This is a genomic window from Lysobacter terrae, assembly GCF_054782215.1.
This window is the reverse complement of sequence record NZ_BAAGSX010000002.1, coordinates 248,063-268,561: the sequence shown is the minus strand read 5'-3', so window position 1 is coordinate 268,561 and position 20,499 is coordinate 248,063. Positions and strand designations below refer to the sequence as shown.

General features: G+C 62.2%; 23 protein-coding genes. 18 read left to right on the top strand and 5 right to left on the bottom strand.

Translation table 11 applies throughout. The features are described from left to right. Positions 1-649 precede the first annotated feature (649 nt). The 4 genes from ACYVJ8_RS09270 to ACYVJ8_RS09255 all read left to right on the top strand — a co-directional run bounded on the left by ACYVJ8_RS09270 (position 650) and on the right by ACYVJ8_RS09255 (position 4,109). Positions 650-1,645 carry a hypothetical protein gene (locus tag ACYVJ8_RS09270; RefSeq protein ID WP_460711609.1) on the top strand — a complete coding sequence of 332 codons (996 nt, stop codon included), beginning with the start codon at positions 650-652 and terminating at the stop codon, positions 1,643-1,645. Positions 1,646-2,539: 894 nt separating this feature from the next. After that, complete coding sequence (locus ACYVJ8_RS09265; protein ID WP_460711607.1) at positions 2,540-3,058, top strand: hypothetical protein; 519 nt, start codon at positions 2,540-2,542, stop codon at positions 3,056-3,058. A 3-nt stretch (positions 3,059-3,061) separates the two neighbouring features. Beyond that, a complete protein-coding gene (locus tag ACYVJ8_RS09260) occupies positions 3,062-3,700 on the top strand; it encodes a M48 family metalloprotease (RefSeq protein WP_460711605.1) in 639 nt (212 codons plus the stop codon). Positions 3,701-3,920: 220 nt separating this feature from the next. Next, on the top strand, positions 3,921-4,109 hold the full coding sequence (locus ACYVJ8_RS09255) for a hypothetical protein (protein ID WP_460711603.1): 189 nt from the start codon (positions 3,921-3,923) through the stop codon (positions 4,107-4,109). 24 nt (positions 4,110-4,133) lie between these two features. On the opposite strand, the gene ACYVJ8_RS09250 is transcribed toward ACYVJ8_RS09255, so the two are convergent. Next, positions 4,134-6,563, bottom strand: coding sequence for a hypothetical protein (locus ACYVJ8_RS09250; RefSeq protein WP_460711601.1), 2,430 nt, complete (start codon positions 6,561-6,563; stop codon positions 4,134-4,136). Positions 6,564-6,672: 109 nt separating this feature from the next. Between ACYVJ8_RS09250 and ACYVJ8_RS09245 the strand changes: the two genes are divergently transcribed. From ACYVJ8_RS09245 to ACYVJ8_RS09205, 9 genes are all read left to right on the top strand, one after another. Next, entirely contained in the window at positions 6,673-7,590 is a 918-nt protein-coding gene (locus tag ACYVJ8_RS09245; RefSeq protein WP_460711599.1) for an NHL repeat-containing protein, read from the top strand. A 354-nt stretch (positions 7,591-7,944) separates the two neighbouring features. Continuing rightward, complete coding sequence (locus ACYVJ8_RS09240) at positions 7,945-8,250, top strand: putative quinol monooxygenase (RefSeq protein ID WP_460711597.1); 306 nt, start codon at positions 7,945-7,947, stop codon at positions 8,248-8,250. A 146-nt stretch (positions 8,251-8,396) separates the two neighbouring features. Beyond that, on the top strand, positions 8,397-8,714 hold the full coding sequence (locus ACYVJ8_RS09235) for a BufA1 family periplasmic bufferin-type metallophore (RefSeq protein ID WP_460711595.1): 318 nt from the start codon (positions 8,397-8,399) through the stop codon (positions 8,712-8,714). 60 nt (positions 8,715-8,774) lie between these two features. Beyond that, positions 8,775-9,665, top strand: a complete 891-nt coding sequence (gene bufB / locus ACYVJ8_RS09230) for an MNIO family bufferin maturase (RefSeq protein ID WP_460711593.1) — start codon at positions 8,775-8,777, stop codon at positions 9,663-9,665. A gap of 39 nt (positions 9,666-9,704) precedes the next feature. Next, on the top strand, positions 9,705-10,523 hold the full coding sequence (locus tag ACYVJ8_RS09225; RefSeq protein WP_460711591.1) for an HvfC/BufC N-terminal domain-containing protein: 819 nt from the start codon (positions 9,705-9,707) through the stop codon (positions 10,521-10,523). Beyond that, positions 10,523-11,026, top strand: a complete 504-nt coding sequence (locus ACYVJ8_RS09220) for a DoxX family protein (protein ID WP_460711589.1) — start codon at positions 10,523-10,525, stop codon at positions 11,024-11,026. The genes ACYVJ8_RS09225 and ACYVJ8_RS09220 overlap by 1 nt, the downstream gene beginning before the upstream one ends. Beyond that, on the top strand, positions 11,026-11,679 hold the full coding sequence (locus tag ACYVJ8_RS09215; RefSeq protein ID WP_460711587.1) for a sigma-70 family RNA polymerase sigma factor: 654 nt from the start codon (positions 11,026-11,028) through the stop codon (positions 11,677-11,679). The genes ACYVJ8_RS09220 and ACYVJ8_RS09215 overlap by 1 nt, the downstream gene beginning before the upstream one ends. After that, on the top strand, positions 11,676-12,347 hold the full coding sequence (locus tag ACYVJ8_RS09210; protein WP_460711585.1) for an NrsF family protein: 672 nt from the start codon (positions 11,676-11,678) through the stop codon (positions 12,345-12,347). The genes ACYVJ8_RS09215 and ACYVJ8_RS09210 overlap by 4 nt, the downstream gene beginning before the upstream one ends. Positions 12,348-12,685: 338 nt before the next feature. Beyond that, the gene (locus ACYVJ8_RS09205; protein WP_460711583.1) at positions 12,686-13,555 is read left to right on the top strand and encodes a WD40 repeat domain-containing protein; all 870 of its coding nucleotides are present in this window, start codon (positions 12,686-12,688) and stop codon (positions 13,553-13,555) included. 116 nt (positions 13,556-13,671) lie between these two features. On the opposite strand, the gene ACYVJ8_RS09200 is transcribed toward ACYVJ8_RS09205, so the two are convergent. Together ACYVJ8_RS09200 and ACYVJ8_RS09195 are read right to left on the bottom strand one after the other, a co-directional pair. Continuing rightward, positions 13,672-13,998, bottom strand: coding sequence for a nucleotide pyrophosphohydrolase (locus ACYVJ8_RS09200; protein ID WP_460711581.1), 327 nt, complete (start codon positions 13,996-13,998; stop codon positions 13,672-13,674). Between the two features lie 61 nt (positions 13,999-14,059). Continuing rightward, positions 14,060-14,599 carry a hypothetical protein gene (locus ACYVJ8_RS09195; protein ID WP_460711579.1) on the bottom strand — a complete coding sequence of 180 codons (540 nt, stop codon included), beginning with the start codon at positions 14,597-14,599 and terminating at the stop codon, positions 14,060-14,062. Positions 14,600-14,779: 180 nt separating this feature from the next. On the opposite strand from ACYVJ8_RS09195, the gene ACYVJ8_RS09190 reads away from it, so the two are divergent. Beyond that, entirely contained in the window at positions 14,780-16,864 is a 2,085-nt protein-coding gene (locus ACYVJ8_RS09190) for an alkaline phosphatase D family protein (protein WP_460711577.1), read from the top strand. Between the two features lie 45 nt (positions 16,865-16,909). Then, a complete protein-coding gene (locus ACYVJ8_RS09185) occupies positions 16,910-17,338 on the top strand; it encodes a hypothetical protein (RefSeq protein ID WP_460711575.1) in 429 nt (142 codons plus the stop codon). Positions 17,339-17,354: 16 nt separating this feature from the next. On the opposite strand, the gene ACYVJ8_RS09180 is transcribed toward ACYVJ8_RS09185, so the two are convergent. Next, the gene (locus ACYVJ8_RS09180) at positions 17,355-17,852 is read right to left on the bottom strand and encodes a YgjP-like metallopeptidase domain-containing protein (protein ID WP_460711573.1); all 498 of its coding nucleotides are present in this window, start codon (positions 17,850-17,852) and stop codon (positions 17,355-17,357) included. Between the two features lie 72 nt (positions 17,853-17,924). On the opposite strand from ACYVJ8_RS09180, the gene ACYVJ8_RS09175 reads away from it, so the two are divergent. Then, positions 17,925-18,479 (top strand): DUF2058 domain-containing protein, encoded by a 555-nt coding sequence (locus ACYVJ8_RS09175; RefSeq protein ID WP_460711571.1) that lies wholly within the window; start codon positions 17,925-17,927, stop codon positions 18,477-18,479. Between the two features lie 80 nt (positions 18,480-18,559). Here the strand turns inward: ACYVJ8_RS09175 and ACYVJ8_RS09170 are convergent, their stop codons facing one another. After that, positions 18,560-18,745, bottom strand: coding sequence for a hypothetical protein (locus tag ACYVJ8_RS09170; RefSeq protein WP_460711569.1), 186 nt, complete (start codon positions 18,743-18,745; stop codon positions 18,560-18,562). A 276-nt stretch (positions 18,746-19,021) separates the two neighbouring features. Here ACYVJ8_RS09170 and ACYVJ8_RS09165 point away from each other — a divergent pair, with 276 nt between their 5' ends. Continuing rightward, positions 19,022-19,255, top strand: a complete 234-nt coding sequence (locus ACYVJ8_RS09165; RefSeq protein WP_460711567.1) for a hypothetical protein — start codon at positions 19,022-19,024, stop codon at positions 19,253-19,255. Between the two features lie 238 nt (positions 19,256-19,493). Then, the gene (locus tag ACYVJ8_RS09160) at positions 19,494-20,474 is read left to right on the top strand and encodes an RDD family protein (protein ID WP_460711565.1); all 981 of its coding nucleotides are present in this window, start codon (positions 19,494-19,496) and stop codon (positions 20,472-20,474) included. The last annotated feature ends 25 nt before the right edge of the window (positions 20,475-20,499 follow it).

The window sequence follows — 20,499 nt, the reverse complement described above, 5'->3', positions numbered from 1 at the left end:
CGACCCGCTCGCAGAAGCCATCCTGGGCTTCGGCCTGCTCACGAAGCGGCAGCAGCGCATCGTGGTGCGCGTGATCCAGCAACTGTTGTTTGCGCCGGGGCAGCAGAAGGGGCGGCGCTAAAGACTTCGCCCCAGTGTCGGATCAGTTCGACTAGACGTCCCTGGCCGCGTGGTATCGCGACCGTATGGCAACAGCTCCCCCGGTTGGGTAGTGCTGGCCGGCACAATTTGCCCACAACGTTGGGAGGAATGGGCAATCGCTGTCAGGGAGGACCGGGCCATGCGCATCCCAACGCATCGCGACCAATCGCCAGCGCATATGCGCATCGCGTACTCGCTGCACATCATTTCGTAGCGCGAGAATCCGGTTGAGACGGACCCTTGAGGGAATCGTTAGCAACCCAACGCATTGCTCAGAGACTTCGACCAAGTCGGCTACGGGGCCGGGTCTTTGCGGCTAGCGCAAGGAGGTGGCGGCCACGTGTCTACCTCAGCGGGAATCTAAAACGCGCCAGAACTGCCTGCACGCGGGCAATCAACGGCCACTGCATACGCCCTTGTCCTGCGGCCTCCGCAAAATGGGCAACGGTCCTGACTGCATGTGTGCCAGGCGCTGGCCCCCTATCGAAGAATCTCAAGGATTTCAGCCATGAAAGGCCAAGCCAGTTTCGTCCTTGGACTATGTCTCTTGTCTGTCGCCCCGATAGCAAACGCCCAAAATCTTCAGTGTCCAGACATTACGAAGACGCTGAAGCAGTTTTCGATAAATACAGGATCCTCGAGTTATCTCAACTCGGTATTTGACGAACACTGCGAACAGAATGGCTCATCAAAGAGCACATCAGGCGCCCTCGGGATCGATGCGGTAATAAAGACGATTCCGATAGAATTTACCGGTAGCTTCTCGACAAACAAGGAAGCAATAAACAATTTCTGCAAAAAATACGCGTCAAATACTTCACTTGATACGAGGACATACTCATATCTTGAGCGAATTTCCTCAAAAGCACTCGAAACCGTTTCAGAGTGCCTGAGGCTGCAAAGCCTGGGGGTGACTGTTACGCATGACATGCTGAGCCTGGAGAAGATGAACTTCTTCCTAAAGGCTGCGGTTGATCGTCAGATCGACGTATCCGGAGTGGATACAACTTCGAATGTCGCATGTAGGGGGCAGGTCGATGCGGCGCCAACCACACTAACGAACTCAACGCATATCGTCGTTAGCAAGAGTCAGTCCTTTGTGTGCACGAGGTCCCCGGATGCGGGGACAGCGCAAAACGTACACAAGTTCTCGGAAGGAGTCGTAACTGTTCAAACAAGCTTGGGCAACTACAGCGTGTTATGGCCGAGCGAGGAAGTTCTCCTGGATGGACTGGCTAGCAGCATTGACAAGCGCCTGGATCTGCTTCAAGCGAAGCTTTCCGACGCTAACGCGCGCATGGATGCTTCCTTCAACAATATTCAGTTCAAAAAGATCTGCGCGGCGCGCGACGCGAACAATGGGAAACCTTGGGAACTACCCCTCGCGTGCCCCAATGGATGGGTCAAGACGGATCTTCTTGTGAACAACTGGTGGCCGGGAGGGCCATACGGCCAAGGCGACACCTGTCGGGTTTGCTATCAAGTGGGAGCGTCTAGTCCATAGACATCTCCAGGGTCAATGGTGATGTTGGCGACGCGCCGCTCCGCTCGCAGAAGCCATCCTGGGCTTCGACCTGCTCACGAAGCGGCAGCAGCGCATCGTGGTGCGCGTGATCCAGCAGCTGTTGTTTGCGCCGGGGCAGCAGAAGGGGCGGCGCTAAAGACTTCGCCCCAGTGTCGGATCAGTTCGACTAGACGTCCCTGACCGCGTGGTATCGCGACCGTGCTGCACAGAGGATCATCCGTTCCCTTAGACACAACACCCTGTTCGCGCAGAGGTGCTCGACAAGGTGCATTGGCCTCAACATGCTGGCGTCCGCCTTGGGCCAGTTGTCTGGCGACCCTAGCGCCAGTGACAGGGGAGAAGGGCCGCCTAGTGCGGCCTCTTCTTTTTGGGAATGAAAAGCTATGGGCTTCAGTAAGATCGGCCTAGTGTTCTTTCTTGTGTTTTTCGGCTCGTCGTTAGCGCAGAAAGTGTTTGAAGGCATCAAGCTTTCGCCAGGAGTTCTCTCCGCGACGCTATTGACGGGAGCGATTGCCACCTTGGTATTCGTGATCGTCCTTCGCTTCATCGGGAAATAAAAGAAGGCGGCCACGGCTGGTGTTCACACCGGAACGGCAGAGGCAGCGATCGCTGATCGGGCACGTGCCTACCGCGCACCCTGCCAACCTCTCTAGGGCAGGGAGCGCCCCCTAACGGAGCGAAGCTAGGCGCCGAATTCATATCTCAGGGTAAGGCCCCCACATGGGGGTGCTTCTGCCTAGCAGCCGTCGGAAGTGGAAAGCGACGCCAAAGTGCCTGACCTCAGCTGCCGACGAACGGTAGGCCGCACCACTCCCACCCTCGCGTTCCCATGTTTGCCCGCTACTCCGCAAGCACGGGTCACGGAGGATCGTCATGCAAGACAAGATTGGGCTCGTAGCCAAAGGCTACTGCCGGGTTCCGCAAGAACGGTGCCAGGCGCGTCGAACGAAGTCCCCCAGACTCAATCTCTACCCGCTGGCACTACTTGGCTCATGCCTCGTAGCTTCAACCACCGCTGCCGCACAAAACATGACATGCGGAAACGCAGTGATGCAGCTTCAAGCGTACATCGCTCAGGTCAACCAGTATGCCGCGATGGAGCAACAACAAGGCATTCCGATGCGGTGCGGTTGGAATCAGCAGTGCTCCCAGTGGTGGTACGCCCAGCTGAATAACTGGTACTGGCAGCAGTCGCAGCTGGTCAACAATTGGTACAACCAGATCAGCATGACATGCGGCAACGGCCAGGAAATGCAGACCCAAAGAGGCGAAGAGATGGATGATGACGTTGTCGACGAGATAGAGGTCGATGACGAGGACAAGACGGTGGCCATCAAGATTCCATCGACCCCAAAGGGATACAACAGGAGAAGGAGCTACAGGGGGCAATAAGCCATGACGATAAGTGTCGGACGTCGCTGCCTATGTGGCGCTATCGCAGCGCTCCCCGTATTGCATTGCGTCGGTGCGGCCGGCGCAGTGATTCCGTTCTGCCAGTTCTCGAAAGAGAAGGGATGGAGCAATTCACGACCCAGGGAGTACATAACAAGGCGAGCGCGCAAGAAGGATCCGTCCGGGATCCCCGAAGTCATAGACAAGGTGCTTCGTTCCCTGGACATCTCGCCAGCCATTGATGTCTACATCTTGAAGGACGAGAACAACGCTTTCGCCACGGTGGCGTCAGGCAGAAAAATCGTGGCATTCGACGTGGACTTCCTGCAATGGGTCAACGCCCAGGCGGGGACGGAATGGGCGGCGATACAGATCGTCTCGCATGAGATCGGTCACCATATCGCCGGGTTCTCGAATGAATCGCACAGGTCTGAGCTCAACGCCGACTACTGGAGCGGCCAAGCGTTGCAGCGGCTAGGGTCTTCGAGAGAATCCGCTACCCAAGCCATCATGTCAGTTGGAACCACCACTGACACGCAGTCTCACCCCAACAAATTCAAGAGGGCCGGCATCATCGAACGCGGTTGGGACGACGCCGAGGGAGGGACAATCGATTATTCGTTCTGTCTCGCCTGTAAGTGAATATATGTGTGTGCGTCCGGCGCGACAAACCGATTGTGGGCGTACTTCTCCACGGTATCGCTGGCGCTTTTCAGCTATCGATTGGCAGCGACAGGCTGTCCAAGTCCTTCATCGAGACTGCAGTGGTGCTGGCGACATACCTGTCCGGCCGGGGGCGGCGATTGCGAGGCGTCGCTCGGCCGCATAGGATGCGTTCACCGATGCCACCAGGGGAACGCAATTGGCCAACAAGTTCCGCGCGATCGCTTTGAACACCCTCGATGTCGACCGTACTTTGGTCTACCACCCGAAGATCCGCACCGACAAGCCGACGGCCGAGAAGGATCTGCTCGAACTCAAGACCAAGTATCCGGACCGGAAGACCTTCATGGTCATCCAGCCGGGCGACCCGCTGTGGAAGGACGACTAGCAGTGCGCCGCGGATGGCGCGGCGTCACAGCTTGATGCTTGGTGCATAGCGGTCCCAGGCGCGTTTCACTTCGTTGCGAAGGTTCGTCACGAGCTTGCCGCCTTCATCCCAGAGCTTGTCGAGGAATTTCGTGATTTCGCGTTCGGCGTAGCCGGCGGCCTTCATCGCGTTCTTCAGCGTTTCCTTCTCGATTTGGAGGAAGGCTCCGCCGAGGATCGTGGCGGCCTCCGCCACAGGCGTCTTGGTGCCGATGAGAAATGCCGCGACTTCTTCCGCGGAGCGTCCAATCTGGCCTAGCGCCTCGGCGGCCTTCTTGATGTCCTTCGACAGGCCCATGACGACGCGCGCCAGCGGTTCGCCCACCAGCCCTCCGGTGCTGAGCAGGCCGCCGATTTCCCGCGCCAGGTATTCGGGCTTGGCCTGGTTGCACAATTTCGAAAGCCCGCCGACGATCTCGTCTACGGTGTAGGCGCCCGCCGCACCGAAGGTGCTCATCAGATCCTCGAGCGGGTTCTTCGCGAGCACCCACAGCGCTTGCTCCATCGCGTACCCCGCGTCCTTCAGTGCGCGCGCCGCGTCCTTGGCGCTGAGACCCTCGAAGCGGTGGCTAAGCTCATCGCCGATCTTCATCAGTCCGCGCTGGATCTCGCGGGTGCCGGACTTGAGCAGGCCTTCGAGTGCTACCCGCAGCCAATTCAACGCTTTGCCCAGTGCCTCGGCCACCTTGTTCTCGACTTCACCCTCGATCGCCTGCGGCAGCTTGGCAAGATCCGCGGCACTAATGGTGAGTGAGAGCGGCAGAGAGAGCGGGCCGAGCTGGATCGTCGCGCTGACGGTTGCGGTCGCGCCGGACTTGCCCGCATCGATCGAGATCGATCCCTGCACGCTAGCCAGCCGCGGGATGTGCACGCCGAAGTCGGAGATGCCCACCTCTATGTCGAGCCCGGTGGTCATGCGGACGCGCTCGTGTTCCAGCGCGCAGGCATACTCCCGGTTGCCGAGCGGCTGCGGAAGCGAGATGACATAGGCAAATTCGAGCCCGTGCTCGCCGAGCGTGGCCCGCTGGGTGACTACAGCCTGCTGCAGAAAGCGGATCTTGATGTCGCCCGCGGCCTGCTTCTTCTTGGTGTCCAGTTCCAGTCGGATTGCGCCTGGCTTGACCTTGGTTCCCTTGTACGTCGCGGGCGTCGCCTCACCGCTGCCGCCGATCTCGATGATCCCGAGGTTGATGGGGTTGAGGAGCAGTGCCAGCCGATACGAATCCTCGAATGCCTCCGCCGCGACGTAGCCGCGATAACCCAGAAGGACGATATCGCCATGCAGCGCGGCGCCGCGACGGCTGGGGACGCCGCTGAGCGTCGGACGCCCGTCGAAAGCGGCGTAGTACAGATAGACGCTTTCGAGCACGACGAGCCGATCCAGCGCATTGGGAAGCTGGATCGGAACGCCCGTCATCACCGTGAGTGCGTCGGAGGGCGTGATCCTCCCCGCGTCCAACTCGAACAGGTCCGGGAAGGGTGTGGTGTTTCCGGAAGAGTACTGCGCCTGGTATCTGCCGCCATCCGGACTGCCGGAAATCTTGAACTCGCCCGCGAGCCCCACCACGTAGGCGTCGAGGGTACCCGTGATGGTCGCGCGCGACTTCTGCAGCGTGAAAGCATGGAAGAAGACGTGATCGAGCATCTTCACGATGGGGTCCACGTCCGCACTGAAACCGATGCTGCGCGCCGATAGCGCCAGATCCCCAGCGCAGGCGAGCGTTGCGCCGAACAAGTGCAACGTAGCGGCGCCGGTGATCGTGAGTTGCTGAGCGTTCGCGAAGGTAAGGCCATCGAGCTGCAGATCGAGGAGCGGCTTGATCGAGATCTTCTTGTTCAGATTTACGTGGAAGACGGGCTGTTCGAGCCCGTCGGTAAGCGAAAGGACCACCTTTTCGAGCTGCGCCAATTCGAGCAGCCGTCCCTCGAAACGCATGAGGTAACCGCGGCCCTCCGCAATGACCGCGTCGGCGACCTCGTGTCCCTCAATGGCGATGCGCGCCGAGCGCCGTTCCACCGTGCTCAGTGTGATCCAGAAATCGGCGGGCTTGATGGGAAGCGCCTTGAGGATGAGCGCCAGATCGCCACCCACTGCGGTTAGCAGATTGCGCGTGGGTGCGATCGCCACGGTGCAATCGATCCCCGATCCCGCATAGGCGAAGCATGCTTCGACGCCGAACGTAGTTGAAGCGAGCTTCCAGGTCCCGCGGACACGGATCTCGGTGTCGCCGATCTCCGCCTTCAATGCGCCCAGCTGGATTTTTGCGAGGCTAAGCAGATTCTCGAGCTTGGGGGCGAGCTGCGGCGCGAGCATCGCCAGATCGAGGAGCAAGGCTCCGACGCGCACACCCTCTTTGACCTGCTGTTGCAACTCCGCGAATGAGGGAGGGGTATCCAGCAAGACGGGTGTGGTCATGGGCGGCCGGAGGTGGTGGTTCGCGAGCACCGCAGTGTGCCAGGATTGCGCACGGCCGCAACGGCCGACGGGTCGCGCGCGTATTTCGCATTTTGGAGAATTCATCGCGATGGCATTCGCTCTGAACTACAGCGTCGAGGAGCTGCGCGTAGAGCCCCGCGGGACAATCCAGCCCAAGCGTTACCCGGTGGCCGGTGCCGGAAAGCCGCTGCACATCGTCTGGAGCGGACAGCACCTGTGGTTCACAGGATCGGCGAACTGTATCGGTCGGCGTACCCAAGAGAGCGGGGATATCAAGCTATTCCAACGGCGGCGCGGCGTGTGCGCGACGCGCATCGCGGAGTGGCGCGAGCCCGGCGCGAACCGGTTGCTCTACATCGACCCCGAGGGCGGGATCGTCGGCAGTATCGGGATCGATGAGCAAATGGTCGAGCACGAGTTCCCAGGTGCGAAGCCACGGGCGCTCATGCAGGACGGGATCGATGTTTGGATCGGCTGCGGAAGCGCCCCCTTTCTGCTGCGCGCCGAGGCGAATGCGATCACGCCCGTACCGTATCAGACGCCTATCGATGCAGTGAGCCGTGGCCCCGAGAGCTGTCTGTGGTGTTTTTCCGCCGACACGCTAAAGGCAATGGATCTTGAGCGGAGAACGGCCCACACCTGGAAGCTGCCCGCTACATTCCATGTGCGCGACTTGTGCATCGACAGCGCCTCAGCGCATGCGTACTACTGCGACGAAGATCGCGACGTGATCGGCCGGATCACAGCCCTGGACACAGTCGTGGAGTACCAGCTTCCAAAGGGAACGGGCCCGCGACGTGTGCGCCGTGGACCCAAAGGCGCCCTTTGGTTCACCGGCCGCCAGGGACGGTCGCTCTTCTATATCGATGGGCGCGTTGTGAAAGAGTTTCCCTCCGCCCACTCGAACTCGGATCTGTTCGATTTCGATTGTGGCGCGGGCGAAACGCTTTGGTTCACCGAACCCGATGCGAACTGCCTTGCCTCGGTTTCCACGATAGGTCTCTAACCAGCGCGGCCGCAGCACGCAACCGCCGAAGGCGCGAAGGCTCGGCGCCGTCTTCCTGCTGGCGGCGCCCTTTCTCGGGTTGCTGCGACGATCGATTCGCTGCGCGGATAACGGATGGCCGCCGATCCGGAACTGCATCCGTCGCCCGTGATCGCGCATAAAGGTCTATGACAGGGGGCCCGAAGCCTTCCTCGACAACGGCCAACCGTAACCTTTCGTGCCATCGCAACGAACCTTTCAACGAGGCGCATGTCCTCGCCAGTTCTATCCGCTATCTCATCACGGCCATCAAGCCGTCGTCCATGGAGCCCACATCATGTCCAATCCCAAAATATCCACACTGGTCGCCGGCACATGAGTACTGTCGCAGGCGTCATCGTATTCAAGGCCCAACCGGGCCAGGGTGCAAAGGTGGCTCAGCGCATTTCCGCCGCGTTGCCTGCTGTGCAGGCGGAAAGCGGAACGCCCCTCTGGCTGGTGCTGCATTCCAACGCCGATCCCGACACTGTCTTCCTGGTGGATCTGTTCGCCGGCACCGAAAGCCGCAGCGCACACATGCAAGGCGACGCCGCCGCGCAGATCTTCGCCACTGTCCCGCCGCTGCTCGCCGCCGATCCGGAACTGCATCCGTCGGACGTGATCGCGCATAAAGGCCTCTGACGGCGCGCATTTCTCTAAGTCTCCCCGGATATCCGTCGACCGTAACCTTTCGCCTCATCGCAACGAACCTTTCAACGAGGCGCATGTCCTCGCCAGTTCCATCCTCTATCCAGGCCATCAGGCCTTCATCCCTGGAGTCAAACATCATGTCCAATACCAAAATGTCCGCACTGGTCGCCGGTGCCTTCATCGCCGCGCTCGGCGCCGTTTCGACCGCTTCGGCCGGCACCCCGCAGTTCACTGGGGCGCAGAAGAAGATCCAGGCCGAGAACACCGTCAAGGTGAAGTCCGGCAAGGTCGAACCTTGCTTCGGTGTCGCGCTGAAGGGCAAGAACGACTGCTTCGCCGGCGCGGGCACCACGTGCGCTGGCACCAGCACGCGCGATTACCAGGGCAACGCTTTCAAGCTGGTGCCGACGGGAACCTGCACCAGCATCTCCGGCAGCCTGTCGCCGAAGGCCTGATCCACTCCGGCCGGGCCCTCGGGCCCGGCCTTCTCCCACGTGGCGCATGCGAGGCCTCCCGTGCCCGACTTCCTCCCCCCTGTCGGCCCGTTGCGAAACCGGGCCGGTGTCGGCCTGAAGGCCGAGCACTACCGCGTCATCCTCGAACAACGGCCGGATGTCGGCTTCTTCGAGGTGCATGCGGAAAACTACATGGGCGCCGGTGGCCCGCCACACCTTTATCTGTCCGCGATCCGCGCGGACTATCCGTTGTCACTGCATGGCGTCGGTCTGTCGATCGGCGCCGGCGCTCCTCTTGATCCGCAGCACCTGCATCGACTGGCGGCGTTGATCGCCCGTTACCAACCGTTCCTGTTCTCCGAACACCTGGCCTGGTCGAGCCATGGAGGCGCCTTCCTCGACGACCTGTTGCCCTTGCCCTACACGCAGCGAACGCTCGCCTGGGTCGTCGAGCACATCGACCAGGTGCAGGACGTGCTTGGCAGGCCCATGCTGCTGGAAAATCCGTCCACCTACCTCGCGTTCGCCGAAAGCACCTATTCCGAAACCGACTTCATCGCGGAAGTCGTCCGCCGCACCGGCTGCGGGCTGCTGCTGGACGTCAACAACGTGCGCGTGTCGACGGTCAACCAGCAGTGGGATCCGTTCGCCTACCTCGCATCGTTTCCGCTGGCCCATGTGCAGCAGATCCATCTGGCCGGGCACACGCACGAATCCGACGAGCAAGGCCGGCCGCTGCTGATCGATACCCACGACCGCCCAGTGGACGACATCGTGTGGGCGCTGTACGGCTATGTCATCGAATGCATCGGTCCGGTTCCCACGCTAATCGAGTGGGACACACAGTTGCCGGAATGGCCGGTCCTGCATGGCGAGGCGCGGCGCGCCGAACAACGCATGCGCGCGCCGTCGATGCAGTCGTCATCCAATGTCGTTAGAGCAAGCGCTTGAAGAGGCGGCCCCATGAATAACGCGCTGCCTGTTACATCGATGCTGCTGCGTGCCGACGAAAGCCTGCGGGCGCGGCAAGACGCATTCTCGCGCGCGTTGCTGGACCCCGACCGCGACGTGCCCGCCGGACTCGTCGGTCCCGACGGAGCACCCAGCGCCAGGCGTTTCGCGGTGTATCGCAACAACGTGGTCCTCGGGCTCGTCGATGCGCTGAAGTCCGCGTTCCCAGCGACTTGTCGCATCGTCGGCGACGAATTCTTCGTCGCGATGGCGCGGGTTCACGCCACGCAGACGCCGCCGGATTCGCCGGTGATGCTGGATTACGGTCGGCACTTCGCCGATTTCCTCGCCGACTTCGCGCCGGTCGACGGCCTGCCTTATCTGCCGGACGTCGCACGACTGGAGCGGGCCTGGGTCGAGGCCTACCACGCGCCGGAAGCCGATCCCCTGCTGTTGGCACGGCTCGCCGAAATCGACCACGGACGACTGCCCCAAACCCGGCTGCACCTGCATCCATCGTTGCGCGTCGTCCGTTCCGAGTACCCGATCGTCACGATTTGGTGCATGAACATCGAAGACCAAGCCTCCGGTTCGGTGGACCTCGGTGCCGGTGGTCAGAATGCGCTGGTGGTCCGACCCGAGGCCTCAGTTGAGATCAGGACGGTGTCGCACAGCGGAGCCGTTTTCGTCGAAACCCTGCAACGCGGGGCGACGCTTGCGGAAGCCAGCGCCGCCGCGATCGAAGCCAATCGTGACATCGACTTGACCGAACTGTTCGCCGACCTGTTTTCCATCGGTGCCCTGATCGGGTTCGGGATCTCTTCGGTCGCGCCATTCGATGAGGAGCTGCAGCGGTGATGCGCATGATCAAATCGCAAGCGGACTCGCCTCCTCCCATGCCATTCATCCGCTGGATCCATCATGGATCGACCTGGCTCGGCGCATTCGGGCGCCTCCTGGCACCGGCCACAATGCGCGTCGCGCTGGCACTACCGTTCCTGCGCTCGGGCTTGACCCGCTGGGACGATTTCCCGTCGCTGTCGTATGGCACGGTCTACCTGTTCGAAGAGCAGTTCAAACTGCACGTATTCGGCCAGCTCTACGCCTTGCCGGCGCCGGATACGCTGGCGCTGTTGGTAGCTATCGCGGAGATCGTGTTACCGACCCTGTTGCTGTTGGGGCTGGCCACGCGCTTCGCATCGCTCGGCCTCTTACTGATGACCGGGGTGATCCAGTTGGTCGTGCCCGAGGGATGGGTTAGTTTCCATCTCTACTGGGCGGCATTGGCCTTGGGCATCCTCGCGTTGGGGCCGGGCTGCATATCGATCGATCATGTGTTCGCACGGCTTTGGCGGAAATGATGAAACGCGGCGACTCCGGCAGGCTGAAGGTGGTGGCGTCCGAGGGGACGGTCCGCCAGGAAGCCATGGACGCGTCGAGCGCGGATCCAGAGCGCGTGCTGGAGACGCACGAACTGGACTGGACCATCCTGATGGCGCGCGCGCAGGAAGGCGATGGCGAGGCCTACTCGCGGCTACTGCAGCAGATCACGCCGTATCTGCGCACGCTGGCGCGGCGCTGGCTGCGTGACGCGTGGGATATCGAGGACACAGTGCAGGACATCCTGCTTGCCCTGCATTCGGTCCGGCACACTTATGATCCCGCCCGTCCGTTCGGGCCCTGGCTTGCGGGAGTGGCGAACCGCCGCGCGATCGACAGGCTGCGCCGCCACGGTCGCTTGCAAGCACGCGAGTTGCCGTTGACGGCTATGCACGAGGAGCATCCCGCAGAGGATACTGATGCAGATGGGGCACTGGAGCGCGGGCCATTGGATGCGGCCATCGATCGGCTGCCATCGGCGCAGCGCAAGGCGATCCGGATGCTGAAGCTGGAGGAAAAATCCCTGAAGCAGGCGGCGCACGAGAGCGGGATGACTGTCGCCGCGCTCAAAGTCGCGACGCACCGCGCGATCGGCAGCCTGCGCAGGATGCTTAGCGGGGAGGACCGCACGTGATCGAAACGAACGCGCTCATCCAGTCCCTTTCCTCGAATCTGGCGCCGGTCAGGCGATTGCGGCCGCCGCTGGTGCGGGCCGCAATCTGGCTGACCTTGGCGGCCGTGCTGATATCGATGATGGCCATGCTGCACGGTGGTGTGCGTCCGCAGTTTGCCGAACGCCTGCGCGACTCTGCATACGCCATCGCCTTGTTCGCGTCGCTGGCGACCGGCGTGCTTGCGGCGGTTGGGGCGTTCCTGACCAGCTTGCCGGACCGGTCGCGCCACTGGTTGTGGCTGCCGGTGCCCGCATTGCTGGTCTGGCTGGCCAACATTGGTTATCAATGCTTCGCCGGCTGGGTGCCGGTGCCACCGGGCGCGGTGACCATCGGGGCGGCCTCCAGTTGCCTGACGACCCTGGCGCTGACCAGCCTGCCATTGTCGCTGGCTATGTCGTCGATGCTGCGCCATGCCGCGGTCCTCCGCGCGACGTCCGTGGTGTTGCTGGGCGGTCTAGCCGTGTCGGCGCTCGCGTCGTTCGCCTTGTCGCTGTTCCATCCGCTGGATGCGACCGCGATGATCCTGGTATGGAACCTGGGGACCTGCATCCTGTTCTTGATCCTGGCGTCGCTGTTGAACCGGCGGTGGTCGAGCCGCCGTAACCGGGCCGGGCACCGGCGCGGATAACGATAAAGGGGTCAGGTTCATTTACTCAATGCGGTAAATGGATCTGGCCCTTGGCTTCCAGATTGGGTCGAGTACCCCAAGATTCTGTAGACGACCGGGCGCGTAGTTTGAACCTCACGCGGCGGCCGCGGTATTCACGAATACGCTCCTCGCGGCAGTGCAGGTGGGCCATGACTTTGCAACGATCCGCTTTGGCGCTGGTCCTTGGCATATGCCTTGCGACAGGCGACCTCCACGCACAAACCGCTCCGCAAATCGTCTGGTCTATCCCCACGCCTAGCGGGCTAGCCAACTCCATCGTCGGGGTCGGTTGGTCGCCCGCCGGCGGGCGCATCGCCGTGGGGTCGACGGATCGGTGGGTCCGCGCGCGCGCAGCTTCGAACGGGACTCTCCAGTGGTCGACGCTGCAGGTTCCCATCGGCTCCGGTACCGCGGACCAGACGATCTTCTCCCTCGACAGCGCGATGGTCGCCGCACACAACTCGGGGCAGGGATGGACCTGGCGCGTGCATCGTGCGACGGATGGCGTGTTCATCGGCAAGCTCGTCGGGACGTTACAGCCGAACGGCGTCGTCACCTTTGCACCGGATGCGCAGTTGGTCGCGTCCACAGGCAATGCCGGCTTCACCAATTGGGGCCTGGCGAACTTCTCGACACTGCGCCTGGTCGGTACCGGCTACAGCAAGACTTCGACCAATTGGGTGTTCTCGCCGAACAACTTGCTACAGGCATCCGCGTCGCAGGGCACGATCACGATCCAGCGCCGCAGCGACGGTGCCGTTCTGCGGTTGATTACCGGTGGCAATGTGCGGGGCGCTACGCCCATGCAGTTCTCGCCCGACAGCGCGACGCTCGCGGCGTACACGCGTACGCCCAACGAGACGACTCTGTTCCGCGTCTCCGACGGCGCGTTGATGCGGCGGTTCACGAATCCGACGTCCAATGAAGGCGTGTCCTACGTGCGCTTCTCGCCAGACGGTACGCGGCTGGTCACGACGGGCTATCAGCCCTTCGAAACGCCGCAAGGCTTCGACCAGCGCGGCATGATCCGATTCTGGCGCGTGTCGGATGGTGCCTTACGTCATTCGTTCTCCGCCAGCACGGGGCTAGCCGTGACATCGCCGGTGGCATGGAATCCGGGGTTCACGCGCTTCACATTCGGCACCTATGACGGGAGTGCCGTGGTTGCGACCGTTCCGTCGCCATAACGGCACCGGACTCGCACAAGACGCGTCTCCCCGAGCGGAAAATCCGAGTGCCCGCTTCAGGCTGGAAGCGGATGTTAGCGCACGGCCATGCATCGGGAGCGCTGCGTAACCTCTTGTTATGTATCCAGCTCGCTAGATACATACTCGACTAGCTCTCTGGTGTTTCTGACGAACTCCGTCTCCAAATCAATGCCGCACTTATTTGCAAGAACAATGATCGACCATAAACAGTCCGACAATTCATGGCCGAGTTTCGCTTTGCAGTCATCAATAGTTCGGACACCAGCGTTTGCCTGGATCAGTTTTGCTAGATCGCCTACGTCCCCTACGAAACCGAGCGCAAGTTCTTCTGTGGTCCAGATGCGCCCATACCTCTTGATCTCAAGCTGTTCGTAGAGATCGTTTAGCTCTAGTGCTGACTTTTCAAGATCACTGAGTTTCATGTCGTGCCGCCTAACGCCTGAATTAAGCCGAGCCGCGAAGCGGCTCGGCTTGAATGAACTGTCAGCCCCTTGCCGCTGACGCTGACGAAGCTGCCGCTTTAGAGGAGCGAAAATTCCTATACATCTCCCTGACTTCTATCAACCAGAAGCTTAAAGCCAGCAGTGCTTGGGCCAGTGCCACTGAGTGATTCAAGCCAATCGATCTAGCTGCCTCACTTAAAGCACTCGATGCCATGAGGCCTATGGTTCCGGGTAAGGCGTTAACCACGACAATTAGAAGCGCGATGCCCGCCAGGAGCTGTTCAACGGGGCCAAACGAGAAAGGGACTGAACGCCCACGGATCTGGTCAATAAGCCGTCGCGCGGCCAGGGCAACCGCGGTCAAACTAAGGGCGATGAACAAAGCGCTGCCATGGCATATAGCGGGACAGACTGCTCCGCCCTCATCTACCCCGACGTCGCCGAGAAAGAGCGCAAGACGTATAGGAATCGATTGGACGAGCCATAACCAGACGCCAACAAGCATCTGTGTGTCGAGGGCCACGAGAAGAGTCGTGATCAGGACGACGACTTCTAAAGTGATAAAGGCAGTACGTTTCATAGGGGCCAACGCTCAGTAGATCCCAAATGCTGGAATATGCACCGGATGTTCACGCAGCAGAAGGCTGGCTCAGAGACCCTCGGTGTGCTGTGGCTTCACCACGGTACTTCCGGCACGTTCACCGCCCCATGTTAGAGGTCTAGCGTTGCGGCGCATCGACAACCGCAACGGTGGTCCGACATGCCGACGCTCAGCCGCCGCCATTTTCTGAAGCTCGCCTCCGCGCTGGGCGCGACCCTGGCCTGGGGTTGCGCGACGGTGCGGCCTTCCTCCAGTGGCTGGCGCGAGCGTCGTGACCTGTTTCCGCAAGGCGTCGCTTCGGGCGATCCCGATGCGCACAGCGTCCTGCTCTGGACGCGGCGCCCCTATGCCGATGGCCGCGAGCGCGCCACGCTGCTGGTTGAAGTGGCGGAAGATCCGGCATTCACGCGCGTCATCGCGACCACGGCGGCGCCGGTACTGGCCCAGGCCGACTGGACCTGTCGCGTGCTGGTCGGCGACCTGCCGCCGGCCGGCGAATACTGGTACCGCTTTGTCGACGAGGAGGGCAACGGCAGCCGGATCGGCCGGACGCTGACGGCGCCCGCGACCGACGATCCTCGCCAGGCGCGCTTCGCCTTCGTCAGTTGCCAGACCATTTGCGAGGGTGCCCAAAACGCCTATCGGCGAATGATCTGGGAAGACGAGCGCGCCGCGCCCGAGGAAAGGCTGGGCTTCGTGCTGCACCTGGGGGATTTCGTCTACGAGGTCGTGCAGTACCCGGACCAGGTCAAGAACGGCCATCGCTACGACCGCCTCATCAAGTTTCCGATCAAGTTTCCGAAGGGCAAGAAGGTCGCCAAGAACCGCTTCTGGGCGCCGGACTCGTTGGAGGACTATCGCGCCCTCTACCACGCCTATCTGCAGGATCCCGACATCCAGGATGCGCGCGCGCGCTGGCCGTTCGTGGCGATGTGGGACAACCACGAATTCTCCTGGCAGGGCTGGCAGTCGATCCAGGAGTTCCCTGGCGACGAGGGCTGGATCCCCGCGCAGACGCTCAAGGCCGCGGCGAACCAGGCGTGGTTCGAATACCAGCCGGCACGCGTTTTGCCGCCGGGGTCCAAGCTGGACACCTTCAACGCGCCGAACGTCGTCGACACGCTGGTCAAGAATTTCGACGACGACGGACTGGGCACCGAAGCCAACAACCTCGCCGCGATCAACAGCCTGATCGCGTATCGCGCGTTGCGCTGGGGCCGGCACATCGACCTGATCATCACCGACCAACGCAGCTTCCGCTCGCGCGATCCCGGTAATCACGACGAAATTAACCCGCTGTTCGCAGACGACACCCTGGGTTTCGTACCCGAGGAATTGATGCGCCAACTCGACGGCGGCCGCGACTACGCCAACGGCAATCCACCGGCGAAGCTGTCCTTCGGCGCCAAGAGCGTGGCCAATTACCGCGCCGGCGAAGCCGCGCAGACGATGCTGGGGGCGAAGCAGAAAGCCTGGTTCCTCGAGCGCCTGCGCAGCGCGAACGCCACCTGGAAGATCTGGGGCAATTCGCTGGGAACCCCCGACTGGCGCGTCGATCCGCAGAATCTCCCGACCGCGCTGGGCAAATATCCCGAGGACGCAGGCTTTGCCATCCTGTCCACCGGCGACTGGGGTTGCACCTACCACGAACGCGCCGAGATCTTCGACGCCGTGCGCGATGCCGGCATCACCGGTTTCGCCATCGTGTCCGGCGATCGCCACAGCTTCTGGGCGGGCTACGCGGCCAAAGCCTTGCCGCCTGCGGCGTTCGAACCGGTGGGCGTCACCTTCGTGACCGGCTCGATCTCTGCCCCGGGCATGGCCGAAGCCAACGAGCACAACCAGAAAAAGGAAAATCCGTTGCGCCCGCTGTACGTCGCCAACCCGGGTGACGGATCACCGCAGGCAACCGTCAACCTGACGTTGCACCACGGCGTGCGTTCGGCGTTGGAATACGCGCGCAGTGGCGACTTGGCGAAAGCGCACGCGGTCAGCAATCCGGATCTAGCCCCGCACCTGTCGTTCGTCGACATGGGCGGACACGGCTACACCACCGTGCGGGTCGACGCCAGCGCGATGGTGACCGACTTCATCTGCATCCCGCGGCCGATCGAACGCAGTCCTGGCGTGGACGGTGGGCCCCTGCGGTATCGCGTCCGCCACGAGGTGCCGCTCTGGCGGTCAGGCGAACGGCCGCAGATGCGGCAGACAGTCTTGGAAGGCGATGCAGGACTGTCGGTGTGATGCGCGTAGTGCGTTGACGATTCGATATCCGCTGAGAACTTTTCCATGACAGACGAGCTTGCCGCAGCCAATGTCAACCGGTCGTACCAGCTCGCGGCGTCGAGCATCGCGATCTTCACGTTCCTGTTGTTCTTTCTGTATCCGCAGTTCGCAGACGGCCGAGTCGATGCCTTTGCGTATCAAGCCACGTTGATCATGATGGGTGTGGCGACGTTTTCGTTCGCGTTCTCGTCCTTCTATTATTACGGCGCATCGCTAGGCGGCCGAATCGACGATGTCGAGCGCGCCCGGTACTCGCATCGGGGCGATGGCTTCTGGCTGCTCGGATGCGTCCTGCTGTTCCTGGCTCCGAGCCTGGTCCTCTTCACGGTCGGGCTTCTTGCCGTCGCGTCTGCATGGTTCGCACTCTGGCTGGTGTACCTGTTCTTCGTGATGCGCTACTTCCCTCGTGTCCAGACTGCGAGAAAGAACTGAGCTGGCGGGTGCAGCCTCAGTGCTGCCCCGCGTCAAGATGAGTCAGGTAGAGGCGTAAGTCGAATTCCAACTGGTGGTAGTCCGGCTCCATGTGCGTGCATAGCTGGTAGAAGGACTTGTTGTGCTCGGCTTCCTTCATGTGCGCCAGTTCATGCACCACGATCATCTTCAGGAACTCGGCGGGCGCGTCGCGGAACACGGTGGCGATGCGGATCTCCCGACTCGCTTTGAGTCTGTCGCCATGCACCCGGGAAATTGCGGTATGGGTGCCGAGCGCGTGCTTCATCACCTGTAGCTTGCTGTCGTAGACCACCTTGCCCAGCGGCACCGATCTGCGCAGGTGCCGCTCCTTGAGCGCCTGGACGTAGTCGTACAGCTGGCCGTCGCTGCGCACGGTGTGGGACTGGCCGTACTTATCGGCCAGCACCGTGCCCAGCCGTCCCTGCTCGATCAGCTCGTGCACCCGTGCCTGCACGTGTTGCGGGTAGCCGGCTAGGTACTTCAGAGGTTGCATCGGCGGAAGGGGTCAAGGCGGCGGCGGGGCGCGGGTATGATGGGGCGGAAACCCGGAACAAGAAACCGCGACATGGCGAAGGCAAATCCGCTCCAGGAACAACTGCTCAAGGCGGGCCTGGTCAAGAAGTCCAAAGTGGCCGAGGTTGCGCGTGAGCAGAACAAGGCCCGGCATGCCAAAGGGCCGTCCGAGCTCAACGAGATCCAGCGGGAAGCCGAGCGCGCGCGAGCCGAAAAGGCCGAGCGGGACCGCGCGCTTGCCGCCGAGCGTAAGGCCCAGGCGCACAAAGCCGAACTTCTTGCCCAGGCCCGGCAGATCATCGAAGACAAGAAGGTGCCGCGCGTGGGGGAGAGCGAGTATCGCTTCACCGCCGACGGTGCCATCCGCACCGTGCTCGTCAACGAAGACCTGCGCAGGAAGCTGTCTTCCGGCGCGCTGGTGATAGCCCGCCTGGGCGACCGCTACGAACTGCTTCCGCGTGCGGCCGGCGACAAGGTGCGCGAACGCGACGCCAGCATGATCGTGCTCGATCACGGCCAGGAGGCGGGCGCCGAGCCCTCCGCGGGAACCTCCGAAGACGATGCGTATTACGCGCAGTTCCAGGTGCCCGACGACCTGGTCTGGTAACCGTCAGCGAGAAAACAGGGGTCAGAGTACATTTTCGAAATGGTTCTCTGACCCATGACGGCAATGCAGCTCGCAAGCACTCAGCGGCACGGTCCCCGGTAGTCGCCATGGCTGAGATGGGCACTGATGGCATCACGCGGCAGTTCCAGCGTTTTCTTACCCTTGTGGCAGACCAGGTCCTTGTCGGCCGGGCGTACCAGGTCGACCGGCAACAGCTCACAGCCGGCCAGCGGCAGGACGAGCAGGAAGGCGAGCAAGCATTTCATTCGGGATGTCTCGTGACGGGATTGATGCGCACAGGGTAGTGGCGCGCGTTGCAGCGGAGCCGTGACGCGTGTCGTGGCTCGACGCCAAAGGTTGGAATGGTCGTCGCGAAGGGCTAAGGGATCAGGTTCATTTACGCGACGCGTTTCGTCGCCGTATTCACGGCTTGGTCGGGTGCCCGGGCGGGTTCGTCGCAGGTCGGTTGCCCCGGGATTCCGAAGATCGCAACGTGTGGCGGTCCAACCCCGTGCGGCTCGCCCAGCCGCGGAGAACCCGTGATGAAGACGCTGATCGCGATCGTTGCCTGGTGCCTTCTCTTCGTCCTGTGCTGGCCGCTCGCCTTGTTGGTCCTGGTGCTATGGCCCGTGATATGGCTGCTTGCCCTGCCGTTTCGCCTGGTCGGCATCACGTTTTCGGCACTGTTCGCGTTCCTGCAGGCCCTGCTGTTGCTTCCTGCCCGCCTTCTGAGCGGACGTCCCGGATCGCAGCACGCGAGCCGCGCGGCGGCATGACTGTCCTGAATTTCCGATCAGTCCGCGTAGCCCGAGTGAGCGAAGCGCACCCGGGGCCAAGAATGGTTCAGCGCTTCAGTGCTTAAAAACGACTCATGCCGATGGACTGGTGCCGGCCGACACGAAAGAAGTGCGCGCATGCGAGCGCGTATCGAAGCGATGGCTTGCATGCCGGCGGTCGGTCCGTTCGGGGGCCGTGGCATCATGGTCGGCGGGGAAACACCACAACGGGGAATTCATGGAAGTCAGCACTGAGGAAACGCCGGTTGCAGCACCTTGCGCGGCCGGTTTCTGGCGGCGGTCGATCGCGTTCATCGTCGATGCGCTGGTGTTGGGCATCGTCGGTGCGTTGGCGGGCTGGGCGCTGTTCGACGAGTTCGCGCGGATGGGGGGCTACGGGCGGGCGCTCGGCTTCGTCGTCGCGCTGGCGTTCTTCGGCGTGATGAACAGTGCACTGTGCGGGGGGCAGACGCTGGGCAAGCGCCTGCTGGGCGTGCGGGTGGTCGGCAAAGGCGGCTCACTGCTGTCGTTGCCGCAATCGCTGCTGCGTTACACGGTGCTGGGTGTTCCGTTTTTCCTCAACGGGGCGCCGCTCGATACGACGGTGTTGCTATCGCCTATGGGCTATGTTCTGTCGCTCGTGATCTTCGGCGGGATGCTCTCAATCCTCTACTTGTACGTGTTCAACCGCCACGGCCGCCGTTCACTGCACGACCTGGTAGTCGGCAGTTCGGTGGTTACGGCGCTGACGCCGGTCGCTACGGTCAGGCCGGCGAAGGTCTGGGGCGTGCATCTGGTGGTGGTAGGTTTGCTCCTCGCCGCAGCGACGGCGGTGCCTGCGTTCACCGGACGCCTGGCGCGGAGCGAGTATTTCAAGGATCTGTTGGTGGCCTATGAAGCCGTAAATGCCGAGCCCGGCGTCAAGTACGCGCAGGTCAGCCACAACACGGCATTCCGCAGCGGGAGCCCGAATGTCCAGTCGGTGGTCGTGCAGGTGAACTTGGCCGAGCGGCGTGTCGACGATCGCCCGTTCGCAAAGCACATCGCTGAGGTTATCCTCGCGAACGACAAAAAGGCGGCAGCCATGTCGGCCATCCACGTCACGCTGGTCTACGGGTACGACCTGGGCATCTCCTCTTCTTGGCGCGCGAAGAGCTATCAATTCGCGCCGGAGGCACTAGCCGCTGGCCGCGCGGCGGCGTCGGGGAGTGCTGAGTAGGTTGCGTAACGACTCAATAGGGAAA